We start from the raw sequence: 17,436 nt of genomic DNA, 5'->3' as shown, positions 1-17,436 counted from the left end.
ATAGTCGAGATTGGTGCAGATCACTTCTGATATTGAACTGTCAGGAGCTGGCTGCACAACAGCCATTACGCCCAATCAACTGGTGCAGTCGTCTTCTGAAAATGACACTGTTTGTATATAATCATGAAAAAATGGTGAGTAGAGTTTCAGGGTAACAGGGGATGCTTATGTCGGTTTTCCACAACTGGCTACTTGAGATCGCATGTGAGAATTACTTCGTCTACATCAAACGCCTTTCCGCCAACGATACCGGCGCAACAGGTGGTCACCAGGTAGGGCTTTATATCCCTTCAGGTATCGTTGAAAAACTCTTTCCGTCTATCAACCATACCCGTGAACTGAACCCTTCGGTTTTTCTCACCGCACATGTGTCATCGCATGATTGCCCTGACAGCGAAGCCAGGGCAATTTATTATAACAGCCGTCATTTTGGTAAAACCCGGAATGAAAAAAGGATTACCCGCTGGGGTAGAGGCAGCCCACTTCAGGATCCTGAAAATACAGGGGCTCTGACGCTCCTGGCTTTCAAGCTTGATGAGCAAGGGGGGGACTGTAAGGAAGTAAATATTTGGGTATGCGCCAGCACTGATGAAGAGGACGTCATTGAGACCGCTATTGGTGAAGTTATACCCGGAGCGCTTATATCCGGCCCCGCAGGACAGATTCTAGGCGGACTATCTCTACAGCAAGCGCCAGTAAATCATAAATATATTCTACCTGAAGACTGGCACCTGCGCTTTCCGTCGGGAAGTGAAATTATTCAGTATGCAGCCAGCCATTATGTGAAAAATTCCCTTGATCCGGATGAGCAACTTCTTGACCGCCGGCGCGTGGAGTACGACATATTTCTATTGGTTGAGGAACTGCATGTTCTGGATATCATCCGGAAAGGATTTGGCTCTGTGGATGAATTTATTGCGCTGGCCAATTCTGTCAGCAATCGCCGTAAATCCAGAGCCGGGAAGTCGCTGGAACTGCACCTGGAGCATCTATTCATTGAGCACGGCCTGCGACACTTTGCGACGCAGGCCATCACAGAAGGTAATAAAAAACCCGATTTCCTTTTCCCTTCCGCAGGGGCTTACCACGATACTGAGTTTCCCGTAGAAAATCTGCGCATGCTGGCAGTCAAGACTACCTGTAAGGATCGCTGGCGTCAGATACTGAATGAGGCCGATAAAATTCATCAGGTGCATCTGTTTACACTCCAGGAGGGAGTTTCTCTGGCTCAATATCGGGAGATGCGGGAGTCGGGTGTCAGATTGGTCGTGCCATCATCTCTGCACAAAAAATACCCGGAGGCGGTGAGAGCTGAGCTAATGACGCTAGGTGCGTTTATTGCTGAGCTGACAGGGCTTTACGCAGATATTCCATAGATTATCTCCCGGCATAAATACCGGGAGGAGCGATCAGATTCGTTCAACCTTGCACGAATCGGCATTAACCGCTTTCAGGATATAAGGTTCAAGCAGTTTGGCTACGGCTTCAAACACGGGCACCACTACGGAGTTACCGAACTGCCTGTACGACTGAGTGTCTGACACAGGAATGCGAAAAGGCCTGCCATCTACTTTTTCAAAACCCATAAGGCGCGCGCACTCTCGCGGAGTCAGCCTGCGGGGCCGATGCGCCTGATTTTCTTCGTTCGCGAAGTCTGTTTCACCTGTGGCCATATCCCAGCCACGGTCTATCAGAATTTCAGACCCGTCTTTGTGATAGCGAGCAGAAAGCGTACGGGCAATGCTTTCTTTATTTTCAGGATTAACGAGGCCAAAACCGAATCCGTTACCCTTAGCTGCGTGCTTTTTGGCGTAGTTATAGAGATACTCCCAGAGTTTCGGCGTCAGTATATATTTGCTGTCAACCACGGGTTCCAGCAGTTCGCCAAATGACGGACGCTGTTCCGGATAAAAACGACTAATATCGCGCAGGGTAAAGCCCTGGTGAATGTTCAGATCACGGCGGAAACCGACCAAAACGATACGTTCTCGGTGCTGAGGTAAAAAGTGCTTTCCGTCGATAACTTTAGGATCGTTTTTGCCCATCTCAGCTGCATCCGCAACTTCATAGCCCAGTTCGTCGAGGGTATCCATGATGACTTTAAAGGTTTTACCCTTGTCATGGCTCTTCAGGTTTTTAACGTTTTCAAGAACAAAGATGGCAGGTTTTTTTGCGCGGATAATACGCGCCACATCGAAGAAAAGCGTTCCCTGAGCCTCACATTCGAAACCATGCGCGCGCCCGAGCGAGTTTTTCTTGCTTACGCCCGCAAGGCTAAACGGTTGACAGGGGAAACCTGCTAGAAGTACATCATGATCCGGCACATGCTCATTAATGTAAGCATAGGCATCGTTTTCAGGTACTTCAGGTTTATCACTGAGCGTGACTTCACGAATATCGAGATTGAAAGTGTGTTCCTGAGCATCGTTAAACCAGTTAGCTTTATATGTGCGCACAGCCTCTTTATTCCATTCACTGGTAAAAACGCACTGGCCACCGATGGTTTCGAAGCCCTTCCGTATACCTCCAATCCCAGCAAACAGGTCAATAAACCGGAAGGCATAGTCAGGGTGATGTGCAGGCGCTTCCGGAAGCATTTTTCGTAGAAGTTCCTCTTCGGCTAACGTCAGCGTCTTAGGTGAGCACTTACCATTAATCCAGCGATTAAGAGTCTCGCGACTCCACTCATTTTTACCAACTTTTCTAAGCAGTTCAGCCACGTACTTCTGGTCATAGATTTCCAGCACCTGCCCGAGCAGCTTTTTATCATTTTCCTGTCGCAGTTGTTCTTCCGCTTCTGCTTTCTCAAGCAGATCCTGCGCCAGTAATTCAAATTCAGACATATTGCCTCCATTGGGTCTTATGGGTGAAACTGTATCACTCATTTGACCCAGATTGAATGTTTTTATCTGGATATTTAAACAGGTTTATTGTTAGGTAACGCACGTTGGCCACGCTGGAGCGTCTTCTGGGCCTGCTGTCGGCCTTTGAGGTCGTGGTATGGATGACGGATGGCTGGCCGCTGTATGAACCCCGCCTGAAGGGAAAGCTGCACGTTATCAGCAAGCGTTACACTCAGCGCATTGAGCGACATAACCTGAATCTGAGACAACATCTGGCAAGGCTGGGACGGAAGTCACTGTCGTTCTCAAAATCGGTGGAGCTGCATGACAAGGTCATCGGGCATTATCTGAACATAAAACACTATCAGTAAGTTGGAGTCATTACCGGTTCTCTTTGTCTTTTAGTGATTCTATAAACCTCATTACGTCTGAATATAAAAATCTATTATTTGATTTATGTGGCTCATGAGGTTGTGGGATGGTCTTGTTTTTGAATGTGCCAGTTTTCTTAATGGCAAAGATTAACTCACCTTCTGTTATTCCTAACATTTCAGCAAATGTTTTTGCTTCTATAGTTACTGACTTCATTTAATTAACTCTCATGGTATCGATTTTCTTTACCGGCATCTTTAACAATGGTGCTCGTTTCTAGTGTTGCTGCGGTACGCTTCATCATCGTCTGCGGGGCGGTTGCGATAGTGAAGGAGCTGCCGGGCGTGAGCAAATCTATCAGGCGCTGGCCGCTGATAATCTCCATCCGTTCACTGGCAATACTGACAGATTTTGAACCTGCGCCGGTTTTCCCGGTATGGCAAAACAGACCGCGACAGTTATGACGTTTAAGCAACTTCTCGAACTCCTGTACGTGCTGTAAAGCAATATGGCCGCGATAGCGTTTAGCCTGAATAAGATAGCGATATTTTCCTATTATTACCTGGCCGTCAATGCCTCCATCGCCGGTATAGCGTTTGTTTCTGATGGTTCTGAAGCCATGCGCTTCAAATCCTTCCAGCAACAGTTCTTCAAACACAAAAGGATCAATTTTCCTCAGGTAGTTAATTTTTTGTGGGAAGCCCGGCAACGTCTTTATGCGCTCCAGCACCCGCCGCGCACTTTGCTGCTTCCTTTTGTGTCGCCTGTGCCGTACTGAACGCCGGAAGAATACAACGGCAAGCAGTGCGATGGCGCTGCAAGCCCATAGAATAAGGTTTTCTGTAGTGGGGAAGGGGATCATGGTCATAGTGGGCTTTCTGAGGGTAAAGAAAAGGGCGGTTAAACCGCCCTGGTGTTTAGCGACGGCTGTATACCTGCCACGAAGCGCTGCCTGACTGATTCTGGCAAATCCGCCCGTAAAGTACGGTGCCGGTCGAGTAGCGGGCGCCATTCAGATAGCAATAGCCGCTGGATTGCAGCAGTTCGTTGCGCAGCTTTTCTTCCTGCTTTGATAGCCGGGACTCCGCAGACTGCAAACGAACGGATAATTCGTTAATCTGGCGTTGCTGGTTATTCAGCTGGCTCTGCATCGCATTACCTTTATCCTGGCTGACGCAACCAGTTAAGAGAGCTGTACAGGCTAATGCACTTAATATTATTTTTTTCACGTTGGCTCCTTAAATTGAGATTATTCCTAGTTCGCCTATAAGCGAACTTTCCCGTATTTACTTATGATCTGGCTTATCATCGACTGGTTACTTCCACCTTCGCCATTATCCGGGCATTCATTAAGAAAAGCCTTCCTGGCATCCTTCGTGTGGTTGGGTAAAAAGCCGTGCTTGTTCTTTTTAACGATATTGAAGAAAGCAGCTTCAGCACTGTTACACTCGCTTCCGCCGCTATCGCCGGTGAGCTTGCCCGCCATGCACATAATAACTTTGCAGGGATCTTCAGCATGGCTGGCAGGAATATAAAGCAGACTACCAGCTGCTATCAGAGGTATTAAGAGTTTCTTCATTGTTTTGTCCTTAACAGTTTGTTCAGATATACACTCGCCAGAATGTTGATAACGGTAAGCAATATTAATAATAACGCTGCGTTATAAATAGATTTGTAACCTATATCGCCTGCAATATATTCGACAACAAAAACGAAAATCGTTAAAATTGTGTAAAACTTGATTAACTTTCCTGTAATTTTCTTAACAATATAAGCAACTGAATAAGAGCCGGATTTGATGATGCTGGCGAGTAACCTGATCGCATGGACACGAAATTTTCTAAAAATGGGCGGAATGGAAGATGCCTTTTTCTTCCTTCTGCTTTTTTGCCTTTCCGCAAAATCAATAAGTTCGCCCATTTTTATACCCTCCGGTTATATCTTCAGATCATCAAGTGATAAACCACTATCAAGCAGCTCTTTGAGCCATGTGGGTCGGCGGCCAGTCCCGGACCAGGTATTTTCTGCGTTCCTGGGGTCGCGGTATTTTGCTGGTCTATGTTCTCTGGGGTTGGCTACGCCCTGCATCTTCATGGCTTCCAGGCTAATGCCAGCGTCCAATTTTGCAGTTAGCCAGGCCGGGCGCTTCCCTATACCAGTCCACGTATTAAAAGGGTTATCCGGGTCACGATACACGGGTTCGCCTTTTGGTCGTTTTTCTGATTTCAGGGGAACCAGCATCACCTTCCTTCCTTCAGCGGTTTTCTTTTCGTTTCTTCTTGACACGATCTCATTAGCCCTTATCATAAACAAAAGTCGTCGAAATTACAATTACGCGGTGAAACATAAATGAGTAAACATCCAAAACTCCTGGTTCTCGCTCTGGCCTGCCTTGCTTGTGCTGGCCGTGCCAGTGCTGCGCCTGCCTCCGATGAAGTTGCCAGGCTTGCGCAGAGATGTGCGCCTGATGTTTCACCCTTAACGATGGCGTACATCGTCGGCCATGAGTCCTCAAATGGGCCGTACAGGATCAATATTAACGGTAGTATTCAGTTAAAACAGCAACCGCGTACTGAAGCTGAGGCCGTCAGCGTTGCGAAAGTTCTGCTGAAGGATAATAAAAGTTTTGATATGGGCCTTGCACAAATTAACTCAAATAATTTAGTGGGCCTGGGTCTTTCGGTTGACGATATTTTCAAACCCTGCATCAACCTGCGGGCGAGCCAGACCATCCTTAAAGCCTGTTATGATAGCGCCCTGAAATCCTACCCAGCCGGGCAGGTTGCGCTGAGACACGCGCTTTCCTGCTACAACACCGGCTCACTCACAAACGGGATTTCTAACGGGTATGTCACGAAAGTTATCAACGTGGCGCGTCAATCAACTGATTTGAAAATCCCTACGCTGCTACCTGACGGCCAGACCAGTGAGGACAGCACCGCGACTGAGCCTCAGCAGGCAAAAAGTACGGCGCCGCAGTATGACGGTGAACAAGATGTTTTTGGTTCGGGTGATGGCGATGCCTTCAGCCGAAATAATACGGATGCCTTTTTAACCAGACAGGAAACAGCGAAGGGGGAATGAGGTTATGGATGGAACGTTTGTACCTTGTATTGCAATCACAGATCCTGGAGCTATTTGAAGCAGGAAAAGTGAAGGAGGTAACGATAGAACGGGTTTCATTAAAGAAGTGGTATCCCGTTTTTCAGATAGACGATGAACAGCTGGGCCAGATCGCATGTTCCATTAGGGTTAACAAAGAGCATGAGCTACGAACCTGGGCTGATTTAAGGCTACTGGCAGAGTTTTTGAAAGATAAGTGTGGCGTTGAAGAATGCCGGTTAAATCTGCAATCAACAGAAGATAGTGAGTAAGGAGAAAGTATGACCACGTTGTTTAAGAAGTATGGCCCTGCGGTAGTTATGGGCGTTTTGTCCATTGCCCTGCCGCAAATTGCGCTGGCCGCTGGCACCGATACTGGTGAATCAACCGCTACATCAATCCAGACGTGGTTGAGCACATGGATTCCAATTGGTTGTGCTATTGCGATCATGGTTAGTTGCTTTATGTGGATGCTTCACGTAATCCCAGCCAGCTTTATTCCTCGTATCGTAATCTCGCTGATTGGTATTGGTTCTGCATCATTTCTGGTTTCCCTGACGGGCGTAGGAAGCTGAACAACGCGAAAAGGGGGGACTTTTGTCCCCCAAAGTGAGGACTACAAAGATGTTCGTTGACGGGAAAAGACCGCTTTTCAAAGGTGCGACTCGCTTACCTCGCGCGCTGGGTGTACCACGTAATGTAGCTATGATGATATTCATGATTTCTGCCTCGCTTTTTATGATTATTCATATGTGGGCGATTCTGGTGTTCGTCTTTTTGTGGATTCCTTCAGCTGCATTAACAAAATATGACGACCGCATGTTTCGAATTATGGGCCTGTGGTTGAAAACCAAATTCAGTAATTGGTTTGATTCTCCGTTTAAGCAGTGGGGAGGATCGTCTTATTCCTCTGTTGACTACAAACGTAAGGGTTTAAAATAATGAGAGCTGCCACCGCTACGAAGCCAAAAAAAATTGATGCCTACCGTAAGGAGCCATCAGTAAATAAAAAGTATTTGCCCTATTCTTATCACCTCAATGATTACGTGATTTCGATGGAAAACGGCGATCTGATGGCTTTTTTCAAGCTGGATGGCCGCACACATGACTGCGCATCAGATCGGGAACTGGTCACCTGGCATAAAGACCTTAATACGCTGGTCAAGAGCTTCGGAACAGACCATGTAGAGCTGTGGACGCATGAATATCACCATGAGGCTAAAGAGTACCCGGATGGTGAGTATGACCATTTTTTCCCTGCTTATGTTGATCAATATAACCGTAAGCTGCACGGTGATTCCAAGCAGCTGATTAATGACCTTTATCTGACCGTTATTTACAAACAGGTAGGGGATAAAACACAGAAGTTTCTGGCGAAATTTGAAAAGCCGACTCGTGACGAAATTCAGCAAATGCAGAATGAGGCGCTTGAAGGTCTGGAAGATATTTCTGAACAAATCCTGGAAGCAATGAAGCCGTATGGCATTCAGCAGTTGGGTATCTATTATCGTGACAAACGCGGTGTTGAAATTCCTGCGCCTGATAAAAAAGAACGTGAAGAACTTGCTGAAGTCGATGAATCAGACATTTTTGACGAAGCCATTGTTATCGAACGCAACGAGCCTGAACCTTCGCAGGCTCACGCTTATTCAAAAGCGCTGGAGTTCCTTTATTTCCTCGCAAATATGGAATGGGCCATCGTGCCTGTTTGCCGTGATCGTATCCGTGAGTACATCATGGACAACCGCCCTGTTAGCTCCCTGTGGGGGGATGTTGTCCAGATCAGAACGGTAGATCACAACTTCTATACCACCGGCATTGAATTTCGTGAATACGAAGAAGATACAGAGCCAGGCCAGCTTAACATGCTTAAAGAAGCCGATTTTGAATACCTTCTGACGCAGAGTTTTTCTTGCCTCTCTGAATCTTCAGCTAAAACGTTTCTGACGCATCAGGAAAAATCTTTGCAGGAAACGCGCGACCGTGCGCAAAGCCAGCTGGCACAGCTTGGTACTGCGCTCGATATGCTGACGTCCAGAGAGTTCGTGATGGGCTACCATCATGGAACCGTGCATGTCTGGGATAATGACCAAAACGCGGTACAGCGCAAAGCGCGTCGTGTGAAGGTTATGCTAACCGGCTGTGGCGTGGTTGGCGGGACTATCAGCCTGGCCTCTGAGGCTGCATATTATGCGAGACTGCCTGGCAACCAGAAATGGGCGCCGCGCCCGGTTCCGATAAACTCATGGAACTTCCTGCACTTCAGCCCGTTCCACAATTTTATGCGTGGCAAGCCTGACAATAACCCGTGGGGGCCAGCGCTGACCATGTTCCGCACGATCAGCGGTACGCCACTCTATTTTAATTTCCATGTGACCCCGCTTGAAGAACTTTCCTACGGTAAACGCCCGCTGGGCCATGCGTTAATAACGGGTATGTCGGGGGAAGGTAAAACCACGCTGCTTAACTTCCTGCTGGCGCAGTCAATGAAGTACAACCCGCGGCTTTTTGTTTATGACCGTGACCGCGGTATGGAGCCGTTCATTCGAAGCGTTGGTGGCTACTATAAAGTTCTGCAACAGGGTATGCCGTCCGGGTTTGCCCCGCTTCAGATTGAACCGACCAAACGCAATATTGCCCTCATTAAAAACCTGTTCCGCATTTGTGTGGAAACCACCAATAACGGGCCTATCAGCGCAACGATGGCTACCGAACTGGCTGAAGGCGTTGATGCGGTTATGGGGGAAGGCTCACTTATTCCACGCGAGGCGCGCACCGTTACTATCCTGGACGGGTACGTGAATGAAGTTGTGGAAAATGGCGTATCACTGAAAGGGCTGCTGCGCGAATGGACGCGCGAAGGCCAGTATGGCTGGCTGTTTGACAATGATAAAGACAGCCTGGATCTCAGCGCGAATGATATTTTTGGCTTCGATTTATCCGAGTTTATCGCAGCCAAAGAGGAAGTATCCAGCCCGGCCCGTACTCCGCTCATGATGTACCTTCTGTACCGGGTACGTGACTCCATCGACGGCAAACGCCGCGTCATTCAGTGCTTTGACGAGTTCCACGCCTACCTTGACGATCCGGTTATCGAGCGTGAAGTTAAGCGTGGTATCAAAACTGACCGTAAGAAAGACGCTATCTATGTGTTTGCCACGCAGGAGCCGAACGATGCGCTGTCCAGCCGTATTGGCCGCACGATCATGTCGCAGACCGTCACAAAAATCTGCCTGCGCGATCCGGAAGCTATCCGAGAGGATTATGCCTTCCTTACTGATGCTGAATACGACGCGCTGATGTCGATTACCGAACACTCCAGACAGTTCCTGGTTAAACAAGGGCAACAGTCTGCGATTGCTTCTTTCAATCTCTACCCTCGCAACAGCGACGATATTGATGCAGATATTAAGACAATGGACAACGTTCTTAGCGTGTTGTCCGGTGAACCACAAAACGCCGAAATTGCGCATGAGCTGGTTGAACGGCTCGGTAATGACCCTGAAGTATGGCTCAAAGAATACTGGCGCCTGACGGCTTAACAACGAGGCAAAACACCATGAAAAAAACACTGACGGCAGTATTGCTGACCACCGGCCTGATTCTGGGAGGCGCGCAAAGCGCTTCCGCAGGCATCATCGTGACCAACCCTACTGAGCTGGCTAAACAGGTCGAGCAGCTTCAGCAAATGGCGCAGCAGCTGGAGCAGCTTAAAAGCCAGCTGCAAACGCAGAAAAATATGTATGAGTCGATGGCAAAGACAACCAACCTGGGCGATCTGCTGGGGACGTCTACCAGCACGCTGGCAAATAATTTGCCGGACAACTGGAAGGAGATCTACAGCGACGCCATGAACTCCAGTTCTTCCGTCACGCCTTCAGTTAACAGCATGATGGGCCAGTTTAATGCGGAAGTTGACGACATGACGCCCAGCGAAGCAATTACCTACATGAACAAAAAGCTGGCTGAAAAAGGCGCTTATGACCGCGTTATGGCAGAAAAAGCCTACAACAACCAGATGCAGGAACTAACCGATATGCAGGAGCTGACGGAGCAGATTAAAACGACTCCAGACCTGAAATCGATTGCTGACTTACAGGCCCGTATCCAGACGTCACAGGGTGCTATTCAGGGTGAGCAGGCGAAGCTGAATCTGATGAACATGTTGCAGCAGTCACAGGACAAGCTATTACGTGCGCAGAAAGAACGTGCCACCCACAATTTTGTTTTTGGAACCGGCGGGGACGTTACCGCGTCACCTTCAATTAACTGAGGTAATTATGAAAAAACTACTGCTTGTTATCCCTTTCCTCCTGGTGGCCTGCGATGCCTCGCATGACGTGGAGTGGTACAAAAAACATGAGAAAGAGCGCAAGGCAACAATTCAGGAATGCAAGAAAGACGCGGATGAACTTCAGAAACCTGATTGCAAAAACGCGCGCGAAGCCGATCGTCAGCTGTTTGTGTTCGGCAAAAAAGACGGCGAAATCAATTCACCGAAAATTTAGGAGTAAGGAGGCAATATGGCATTCACCCTAGTCGCAGACATTTTCGCAAAAGTAGACGGGGCGATTACGTCAATGGTGAGCGCCAATGTTGCCACCATTATCTCTGATGTAACGCCTCTGATTGCCACCTGTCTGACAATCAAGCTGATGGTTCAGGGGATGTACTCAGCGTTTAATCCGGGGGCGGGCGACAGCCTGAGTTCGCTGATTAAAGAGTATCTTTCCATAGCCCTTATCCTGAGCTTTGCAACGGCGGGCGGCTGGTATCAACAGGAACTGGTCAACGTGGCGCTTCACCTGCCGGATGATTTTGCCGGGATACTGTCTGCCCCTAATAAAGTCGGTGCAAGTGGCGTACCGGCGATTATTGATAGCGGTATTGAAAAAGGTATCAAGATCGTCAACACCGCATGGGAAGCCGCAGACGTGTTTTCATCGAGCGGCCTGGCCGCGTATGCCATTGGCGGCATTATGATGATTGCTACCGTTGTGCTGGGCGGCCTCGGTGCGGGCTTTGTGATCATGGCTAAGATCCTTCTGGCCGTTACGCTTTGTTTTGGCCCGATTGCAATCTTCTGCCTGCTGTGGGGAGCGACAAAAAACATCTTTGCTCGCTGGCTGGCGTCGGTCATTAACTATGGCCTTGTCGTCGTCATTCTTGCGCTCGTGTTTGGTTTCATCATGCAGATGTTCGACAACCTCCTGTCCTCGATGAACTCTGATGCCGCTTACTCATCAATCACTGGTTCTATCTCCGCCTTATTACTGACGGTCATTTCCGTTTTCGTTCTGTTCCAGATTCCGCAAATTGCCGCCAGCTGGGGTAGCGGTATCAGCGCCGGAGTTGCTGACGCCGCACGCTCTACGGGTTCTTCCATGCAGGCGCTTGGCAATATGGGCAGCCACGGCATGTTTGGCGGTAATGCGTTCAGAGGCGGTAACAGTGGCGGCGGCCAGCAATCGGCAGGTGGAGGAAGTGGCAGCAACAGCGGAGGAAGCAGTGGTTCTAATTTAAGTGGTAAGGCAAGGGGCAGTCGCGGGAAGAAGGCTGCATAAAATTAAAACAAAAGTCGTTGAAATTGCAATTTCGGCGACTTATTATAATTAGTACGTTCAACAACCGATAATGGATGCCGTAATGCGCAGCTTATTGCTTATGGGAGTTCTTCTGATTAGCGCCTGTTCCAGCGGGCATAAACCGCCACCGGAGCCGGACTGGAGCAACACCGTTCCAGTAAACAAAACAATCCCGGTTGATACGCAAGGTGGTGCAAATGAAAGCTAATAAAAAAACAGGGCTTACACGTGAAGCCATTAAAGAGTTCAACGAAAGCCGTAAAGGGCTTGAAGTTGATCTGATGGATGAAGTGCTGAAGTCCCGGCGTACCGCCTGGATGGTTGCCACCGGTTCAGCGGTGGTAACTGTTTTTGCACTCTCTTTAGTTGGTTACGTGGTGCATAAGTACAGCCAGCCAATCCCCGCACATCTGCTAACGCTCAACGAGGCCACTCACGAAGTACAGCAGGTCAAGCTGACCCGCGACCAGACCTCTTATGGTGACGAAATTGATAAGTTCTGGCTGACACAATATGTCATTCACCGTGAGAGCTATGACTTCTATTCAGTTCAGGTCGACTATACGGCCGTTGGCTTAATGTCCACGCCGAACGTGGCAGAGTCTTACCAGAGCAAGTTCAAGGGCCGCAACGGTCTTGATAAGGTTCTGGGCGACAGTGAAACGACCCGCGTGAAGATTAACTCTGTGATCCTCGATAAACCGCACGGCGTAGCAACGATACGCTTTACTACGGTTCGCCGCGTGCGCAGCAATCCCGTTGATGATCAGCCGCAGCGCTGGATTGCCATTATGGGGTATGAATATAAATCGCTGGCGATGAATGCTGAGCAGCGTTATGTCAACCCGCTGGGTTTCCGCGTGACGAGTTATCGCGTCAACCCTGAAGTTAACTGAGGGCTGCCCCATGAAAAAACTACTTCTTTCAGCAGTCGTTTTGTCAGTCCTGGGAGGCGCGGCCACTAACGTTATGGCGCTTGAGGTTGGCCGCAATTCTCCTTATGACTATCGCATTAAAAGCGTTGTTTATAACCCTGTTAATGTGGTCAAAATTGACGCTATCGCCGGTGTGGCTACCCACATTGTTGTCGCGCCTGACGAAACCTATATCACTCATGCTTTTGGCGATTCTGAAAGCTGGACGTTTGCGCACAAAATGAACCATTTTTTTGTGAAGCCGAAACAGGCCATGAGTGATACCAACCTGGTGATCGTCACCGATAAGCGCACCTATAACATCGTCCTCCATTTCATCGGTGAAGAAACGAAGAAAAATGCAGACGGTACGGTATCAAAATCCTTTATTGAAACGCCGTGGGCTGTGCGCCAGGCCGTTCTTCAGCTGACCTATGAATATCCGTTTGAGCAGCAGGAAAAAGCCAAAAGCGCGGCTGATAAAAAACGCATTACGCAGAAGCTGAAGCAGACGGCTTTTGCGGGGGCGAAGAACTATCAGTACGTAATGAGCGAACAGCCTGAAATGCGCAGCATCCAGCCGGTTCACGTCTGGGATAACTACCGCTTTACCCGGTTTGAGTTTCCGGCCAATGCGGAGTTACCGCAGGTCTACATGATCTCGGCCAGTGGCAAAGAAACGCTGCCTAACTCTCATGTTGTGGGTGAGAACCGCAACATCATCGAGGTGGAAACCGTCGCTAAAGAGTGGCGTATTCGTCTGGGCGATAAAGTCGTTGGCGTTCGTAATAATAATTTCGCACCGGGCGCCGGTGCGGTAGCAACCGGTACGGCTTCCCCGGATGTGCGCAGGGTTCAAATTGGGGAGGATAACTGATGGCCCGTAAAAGTGTCGATGTAGATCAGGAACTCGATGAAAACACCGGAGACGGTGAATTTGAAAGCGAGCGTGGCGGATTTAAAGGCAGTAACCGCCGTTCGGCTCCTGGTATGAAAGCCTTTGTCATACTGATGGCGCTGCTTGCTTTGGTATTCATCGGGATTACGGTCATGGGTAAAATTCGCACCCCGGCTAAAGCTGAAGCTGATAAAGACGGTGGTAAAGCGCAACAGGCCAATACACTGCCAAACTACAGCTTTAACAGCGATCCTGATGTTAATAAACCTGCAACTGCGCAGAATAGCGCCACTGATGCCCGTGCTGTGCAGGCTGCCGCACAGGCAGATGCAGATGCGGGCAGCAGCAATACCGCCGCGCGTACCTCTAATAAGCGTAAAGAACCTTCGCCTGAAGAACTGGCTATGCAGCGTCGTCTGGGCGGCGAGCTGGCCCAGACTAATCAGGCGGCTACAAGCAATAGTCCCGGAGTGCAGCCCCAGGACAACGAAACAAGCGAAGGTAGTTCAGCACTCGCTAAAAACCTGACTCCTGCAAGGCTGAAGGCTAGCCGCGCTGGAGTCATGGCTAATCCCAGCCTGACTGTTCCGAAAGGCAAAATGATCCCCTGTGGTACCGGCACCGAGCTGGATACCACTGTTCCGGGTCAGGTTTCCTGCCGGGTTTCACAGGACGTTTACTCAGCTGATGGACTCGTTAGGCTGATTGATAAAGGCTCATGGGTTGACGGGCAGATTACCGGTGGTATCAAAGACGGCCAGGCGCGCGTGTTTGTTCTCTGGGAGCGTATCCGCAATGACCAGGACGGGACAATCGTTAATATTGACAGTGCCGGAACGAACTCACTCGGCAGCGCGGGGATTCCGGGCCAGGTGGATACCCATATGTGGGAGCGTCTGCGTGGTGCGATCATGATTTCGTTGTTCTCTGACACCTTAACGGCGCTGGTTAACCAGACGCAGAGTAATAACATTCAGTACAACAGCACAGAAAACAGCGGTGAGCAGCTGGCGTCTGAAGCACTTCGCTCTTACATGTCTATCCCCCCTACCCTCTACGATCAGCAGGGTGATGCGGTGAGCATTTTTGTTGCCCGCGACCTCGATTTCAGCGGCGTTTATACGCTCGCAGACAACTAAAAAAGTGGGCGCTTAGCGCCCGCTTTTCTTCAGGAGTAATCATGACTGATGCAGCTTTCTATCAACTTGGCCCACTGCGCGAGTATTTAGAAGATCCTACTGTTTTTGAAATTCGCATTAACTGCTTTCAGGAAGTTATCTGTGATACGTTCAGCGGCCGCAGGGTTGTGCAGAACGCGGCAATTACGGCAGATTTTATTAGGAACCTTGCTAAATCGTTGGTGAGCAGCAACAAGCTGACCATGCAGGCCATTAATGACGTGATCCTGCCTGGCGGGATCAGGGGCGTTATCTGTCTGCCCCCTGCGGTGATTGACGGTACAACGGCCGTAGCGTTTCGTAAGGATTTGGCGGCCGATAAAAATCTGGAGCAGCTGACCAGCGAGGGGATTTTCAGTGACTGCCGGAAGATTACCGGCAGCAAGCAAAGCCTAACGGATGATGATTTTTTCCTTAAAGAGCTGCACAGCAGCGAAAAATGGCCCGCATTCCTGCAAACCGCCGTTGAGAAGAAACGCACTATCGTGATCTGCGGTGAAACCGGGTCGGGGAAAACGGTACTCACGCGCGCGCTGTTAAAATCGCTACATAAAGACGAGCGTGTAATTATTTTAGAGGACGTTCACGAAGTCACGGTCGATCACGTTGTAGAAGCCGTTTATATGATGTACGGCGATGCAGGAAAGATCGGCCGCGTCAGCGCCACTGATGCCCTGCGAGCCTGTATGCGTCTGACACCGGGCCGTATCATCATGACTGAGCTTAGGGATGATGCTGCGTGGGATTATCTTAAAGCACTTAATACCGGCCATCCAGGCGGTGTTATGTCAACGCACGCTAACTCTGCGCGCGATGCCTTTAACCGTATTGGGCTGCTTATCAAGGCGACCCCTATCGGCCGTATGCTCGATATGAGCGATATTATGCGAATGCTCTACTCCACCATTGACGTTGTGGTGCATATGGAAAAGCGGAAAATCAAAGAAATTTATTTTGACCCTGAATATAAAATGCAGTGTGTGAACGGGAGCCTGTAATGAAAAACTTAGCAACCTGGCTTCTGGCCGCAGCATTTACGACAGCCGCCCTGCCCGCCTTTGCGGTGGAACCATCCGTTCAGGTTGGCTACTCGCCTGAAGGAAGCGCCCGCGTTCTCGTCCTGAGCGCCATTGACTCCGCAAAAACCTCGATACGGATGATGGCTTATTCTTTTACCGCCCCGGATATTATGAAGGCACTGGTAGCAGCCAAAAAACGGGGAGTTGATGTGAAAATCGTAATTGATGAAAGGGGCAATACGGGGCGCGCCAGCATTGCGGCCATGAACTACATAGCGAACAGCGGCATCCCTTTGCGTACTGACAGTGATTTCCCTATCCAGCATGACAAGGTGATCATCGTGGATAATGTGACCGTTGAAACTGGCAGCTTTAATTTCACCAAAGCGGCCGAAACGAAAAACTCGGAGAATGCGGTGGTGATCTGGAACATGCCTAAGCTCGCTGAATCATTCCTCGAACACTGGCAAGACCGCTGGAATCGGGGGAGAGACTACCGTTCCAGCTACTGAATACTGACCGCCGAAAGGCGGTTTTTTTTGTTCAAAGAAACTGATCTCAGTATCGCGCACGGGGCAGCTGGCCAACGTCGCCGGCATCGCGCCGGCAAAAATCGAAAAACAGAAATATCAGCAAGATAGCTTAAACAGGTGTCGGGAAATTTCGTTGAGATATTTTGAAGGAATCACAGTGTAAGCAGGCGGCCTATTTCAAAAAAGGCGGCTGTACGGTAGTCACTGACTCTCTCGCAGATCTTCCCGCTCATGTACCAGTAATACCCGTCAGTGCTGACAATATCGAGCAAATACCGCATATCATAAACCGTATCGGGTATTACCTCACCCTCACCGGCCAGAACGCCGCTGGCAATAGAATGGTTCCCTCCTCGTACAAAGCCTATCCGCCAGGGCAACCACAAAGTAACGCGGTGGTTAATATCCTGTACCCACGGATTGCCCTTAGCGCTGCCTATATGGGGTCTGAGGTCCAACCATGCGAAAAACCACGTTAAGAAAGCAACCTTCTGAAAAGGCGACGTTTATCAGTTTTTTTTCCGGCCATAAAGGGGGCGGAAATTATTCCCTGCACGGGTATTCGCAAGGATTTCGGTAGTGCTCTGGCTCTGCCCCCCATAACCTGGCGGACAGAGCATGATTGGGAAAGCGGTACCCTCACGGCAGAAACGATTGACGCAGGCTATATTTCTATTATTCTGGAAATATAGATAAAGGAGGTATTATGGATTTAAACACTGCTGCAAACGCACTTCGAGAACTGGGCCACCCGACACGTCTCAGCATATACCGGGAGCTGGTCAGGGCGGGTCATGAAGGCCTGCCGGTTGGCGAACTGCAGAAGCACCTTGAGATTCCTGCCTCCACGCTCAGCCATCATCTTTCAGCGCTGATATCCGCTGGACGGCACTGTTGCAAATAGTCGGTGGTGATAAACTTATCATCCCCTTTTGCTGATGGAGCTGCACATGAACCCATTCAAAGGCCGGCATTTTCAGCGTGACATCATT

Annotated in this window: 23 protein-coding genes and 2 pseudogenes; 17 read left to right on the top strand and 8 right to left on the bottom strand. The window is 49.4% G+C overall.

Going from position 1 to position 17,436, the window contains the following annotated elements:
• The first annotated feature begins 167 nt into the window (after positions 1–167).
• Positions 168–1,376: a type II site-specific deoxyribonuclease gene (locus tag ACOTX3_RS24600; RefSeq protein WP_001749969.1), complete on the top strand. Its 1,209-nt coding sequence runs from the start codon at positions 168–170 to the stop codon at positions 1,374–1,376.
• A gap of 33 nt (positions 1,377–1,409) precedes the next feature.
• Here the strand turns inward: ACOTX3_RS24600 and ACOTX3_RS24595 are convergent, their stop codons facing one another.
• Positions 1,410–2,843 carry a DNA cytosine methyltransferase gene (locus ACOTX3_RS24595; protein ID WP_001288432.1) on the bottom strand — a complete coding sequence of 478 codons (1,434 nt, stop codon included), beginning with the start codon at positions 2,841–2,843 and terminating at the stop codon, positions 1,410–1,412.
• 98 nt (positions 2,844–2,941) lie between these two features.
• Between ACOTX3_RS24595 and ACOTX3_RS24590 the strand changes: the two are divergent.
• Positions 2,942–3,214: pseudogene (locus tag ACOTX3_RS24590) on the top strand (IS1 family transposase); the annotation flags it as partial.
• 10 nt (positions 3,215–3,224) lie between these two features.
• Here ACOTX3_RS24590 and ACOTX3_RS24585 read toward each other — a convergent pair.
• From ACOTX3_RS24585 to ACOTX3_RS24560, 6 genes are read right to left on the bottom strand one after another with little or no spacing between them, the layout of a single operon-like run.
• Positions 3,225–3,431: a hypothetical protein gene (locus ACOTX3_RS24585; RefSeq protein ID WP_001749967.1), complete on the bottom strand. Its 207-nt coding sequence runs from the start codon at positions 3,429–3,431 to the stop codon at positions 3,225–3,227.
• Between the two features lie 4 nt (positions 3,432–3,435).
• Positions 3,436–4,083 carry a restriction endonuclease gene (locus ACOTX3_RS24580; RefSeq protein ID WP_015344958.1) on the bottom strand — a complete coding sequence of 216 codons (648 nt, stop codon included), beginning with the start codon at positions 4,081–4,083 and terminating at the stop codon, positions 3,436–3,438.
• Between the two features lie 49 nt (positions 4,084–4,132).
• Positions 4,133–4,444 (bottom strand): hypothetical protein, encoded by a 312-nt coding sequence (locus ACOTX3_RS24575; protein WP_001452736.1) that lies wholly within the window; start codon positions 4,442–4,444, stop codon positions 4,133–4,135.
• Positions 4,445–4,479: 35 nt separating this feature from the next.
• Positions 4,480–4,794 carry a TrbM/KikA/MpfK family conjugal transfer protein gene (locus ACOTX3_RS24570; RefSeq protein ID WP_001749965.1) on the bottom strand — a complete coding sequence of 105 codons (315 nt, stop codon included), beginning with the start codon at positions 4,792–4,794 and terminating at the stop codon, positions 4,480–4,482.
• Positions 4,791–5,135 carry a hypothetical protein gene (locus ACOTX3_RS24565; protein WP_001749964.1) on the bottom strand — a complete coding sequence of 115 codons (345 nt, stop codon included), beginning with the start codon at positions 5,133–5,135 and terminating at the stop codon, positions 4,791–4,793. Before ACOTX3_RS24565 ends, ACOTX3_RS24570 begins: the two co-directional genes overlap by 4 nt.
• A 15-nt stretch (positions 5,136–5,150) precedes the next feature.
• Positions 5,151–5,456 (bottom strand): H-NS family nucleoid-associated regulatory protein, encoded by a 306-nt coding sequence (locus ACOTX3_RS24560; protein WP_000960954.1) that lies wholly within the window; start codon positions 5,454–5,456, stop codon positions 5,151–5,153.
• 108 nt (positions 5,457–5,564) lie between these two features.
• On the opposite strand from ACOTX3_RS24560, the gene ACOTX3_RS24555 reads away from it, so the two are divergent.
• From ACOTX3_RS24555 to ACOTX3_RS24490, 14 genes are all read left to right on the top strand, one after another.
• Positions 5,565–6,299 carry a lytic transglycosylase domain-containing protein gene (locus ACOTX3_RS24555; protein ID WP_001749963.1) on the top strand — a complete coding sequence of 245 codons (735 nt, stop codon included), beginning with the start codon at positions 5,565–5,567 and terminating at the stop codon, positions 6,297–6,299.
• An 8-nt stretch (positions 6,300–6,307) separates the two neighbouring features.
• Positions 6,308–6,589, top strand: a complete 282-nt coding sequence (gene korA / locus ACOTX3_RS24550; protein ID WP_000440698.1) for a transcriptional repressor KorA — start codon at positions 6,308–6,310, stop codon at positions 6,587–6,589.
• Between the two features lie 9 nt (positions 6,590–6,598).
• Complete coding sequence (locus ACOTX3_RS24545; protein WP_001749962.1) at positions 6,599–6,892, top strand: hypothetical protein; 294 nt, start codon at positions 6,599–6,601, stop codon at positions 6,890–6,892.
• 49 nt (positions 6,893–6,941) lie between these two features.
• The gene (locus tag ACOTX3_RS24540) at positions 6,942–7,259 is read left to right on the top strand and encodes a VirB3 family type IV secretion system protein (protein ID WP_000496058.1); all 318 of its coding nucleotides are present in this window, start codon (positions 6,942–6,944) and stop codon (positions 7,257–7,259) included.
• A complete protein-coding gene (locus ACOTX3_RS24535) occupies positions 7,259–9,859 on the top strand; it encodes a VirB4 family type IV secretion/conjugal transfer ATPase (protein ID WP_001749961.1) in 2,601 nt (866 codons plus the stop codon). Before ACOTX3_RS24540 ends, ACOTX3_RS24535 begins: the two co-directional genes overlap by 1 nt.
• A gap of 17 nt (positions 9,860–9,876) precedes the next feature.
• Entirely contained in the window at positions 9,877–10,590 is a 714-nt protein-coding gene (locus ACOTX3_RS24530; RefSeq protein ID WP_001749960.1) for a type IV secretion system protein, read from the top strand.
• Positions 10,591–10,597: 7 nt separating this feature from the next.
• Positions 10,598–10,825, top strand: a complete 228-nt coding sequence (gene eexN, locus ACOTX3_RS24525; RefSeq protein WP_001749959.1) for an IncN-type entry exclusion lipoprotein EexN — start codon at positions 10,598–10,600, stop codon at positions 10,823–10,825.
• 15 nt (positions 10,826–10,840) lie between these two features.
• The gene (locus ACOTX3_RS24520) at positions 10,841–11,881 is read left to right on the top strand and encodes a type IV secretion system protein (RefSeq protein WP_001749958.1); all 1,041 of its coding nucleotides are present in this window, start codon (positions 10,841–10,843) and stop codon (positions 11,879–11,881) included.
• Positions 11,882–11,951: 70 nt separating this feature from the next.
• Positions 11,952–12,110 (top strand): hypothetical protein, encoded by a 159-nt coding sequence (locus ACOTX3_RS24515; RefSeq protein WP_012561180.1) that lies wholly within the window; start codon positions 11,952–11,954, stop codon positions 12,108–12,110.
• Positions 12,100–12,798, top strand: coding sequence for a virB8 family protein (locus ACOTX3_RS24510; RefSeq protein ID WP_000646594.1), 699 nt, complete (start codon positions 12,100–12,102; stop codon positions 12,796–12,798). Before ACOTX3_RS24515 ends, ACOTX3_RS24510 begins: the two co-directional genes overlap by 11 nt.
• Positions 12,799–12,808: 10 nt before the next feature.
• A complete protein-coding gene (locus ACOTX3_RS24505; protein WP_000735066.1) occupies positions 12,809–13,693 on the top strand; it encodes a TrbG/VirB9 family P-type conjugative transfer protein in 885 nt (294 codons plus the stop codon).
• Positions 13,693–14,853: a type IV secretion system protein VirB10 gene (gene virB10 / locus ACOTX3_RS24500; protein WP_000101710.1), complete on the top strand. Its 1,161-nt coding sequence runs from the start codon at positions 13,693–13,695 to the stop codon at positions 14,851–14,853. The genes ACOTX3_RS24505 and virB10 overlap by 1 nt, the downstream gene beginning before the upstream one ends.
• 41 nt (positions 14,854–14,894) lie before the next feature.
• The gene (locus ACOTX3_RS24495; RefSeq protein ID WP_000128596.1) at positions 14,895–15,890 is read left to right on the top strand and encodes an ATPase, T2SS/T4P/T4SS family; all 996 of its coding nucleotides are present in this window, start codon (positions 14,895–14,897) and stop codon (positions 15,888–15,890) included.
• Positions 15,890–16,423, top strand: a complete 534-nt coding sequence (locus ACOTX3_RS24490) for a phospholipase D family protein (protein ID WP_000792636.1) — start codon at positions 15,890–15,892, stop codon at positions 16,421–16,423. The genes ACOTX3_RS24495 and ACOTX3_RS24490 overlap by 1 nt, the downstream gene beginning before the upstream one ends.
• Positions 16,424–16,596: 173 nt before the next feature.
• On the opposite strand, the gene ACOTX3_RS24485 is transcribed toward ACOTX3_RS24490, so the two are convergent.
• Positions 16,597–16,902, bottom strand: coding sequence for a DUF6710 family protein (locus ACOTX3_RS24485; RefSeq protein ID WP_011742557.1), 306 nt, complete (start codon positions 16,900–16,902; stop codon positions 16,597–16,599).
• Between the two features lie 248 nt (positions 16,903–17,150).
• Here ACOTX3_RS24485 and ACOTX3_RS24480 point away from each other — a divergent pair.
• Positions 17,151–17,330 (top strand): annotated as a pseudogene (locus ACOTX3_RS24480) (ArsR/SmtB family transcription factor); the annotation flags it as partial.
• Positions 17,331–17,436: the final 106 nt, after the last annotated feature.

The sequence above is a fragment of the Enterobacter cloacae complex sp. IR5384 genome, assembly GCF_049237265.1.
GTDB lineage: Bacteria > Pseudomonadota > Gammaproteobacteria > Enterobacterales > Enterobacteriaceae > Enterobacter > Enterobacter cloacae.
Note: the sequence above shows the minus strand (reverse complement) of the source record. Positions and strands in the feature narration are given on the sequence as shown.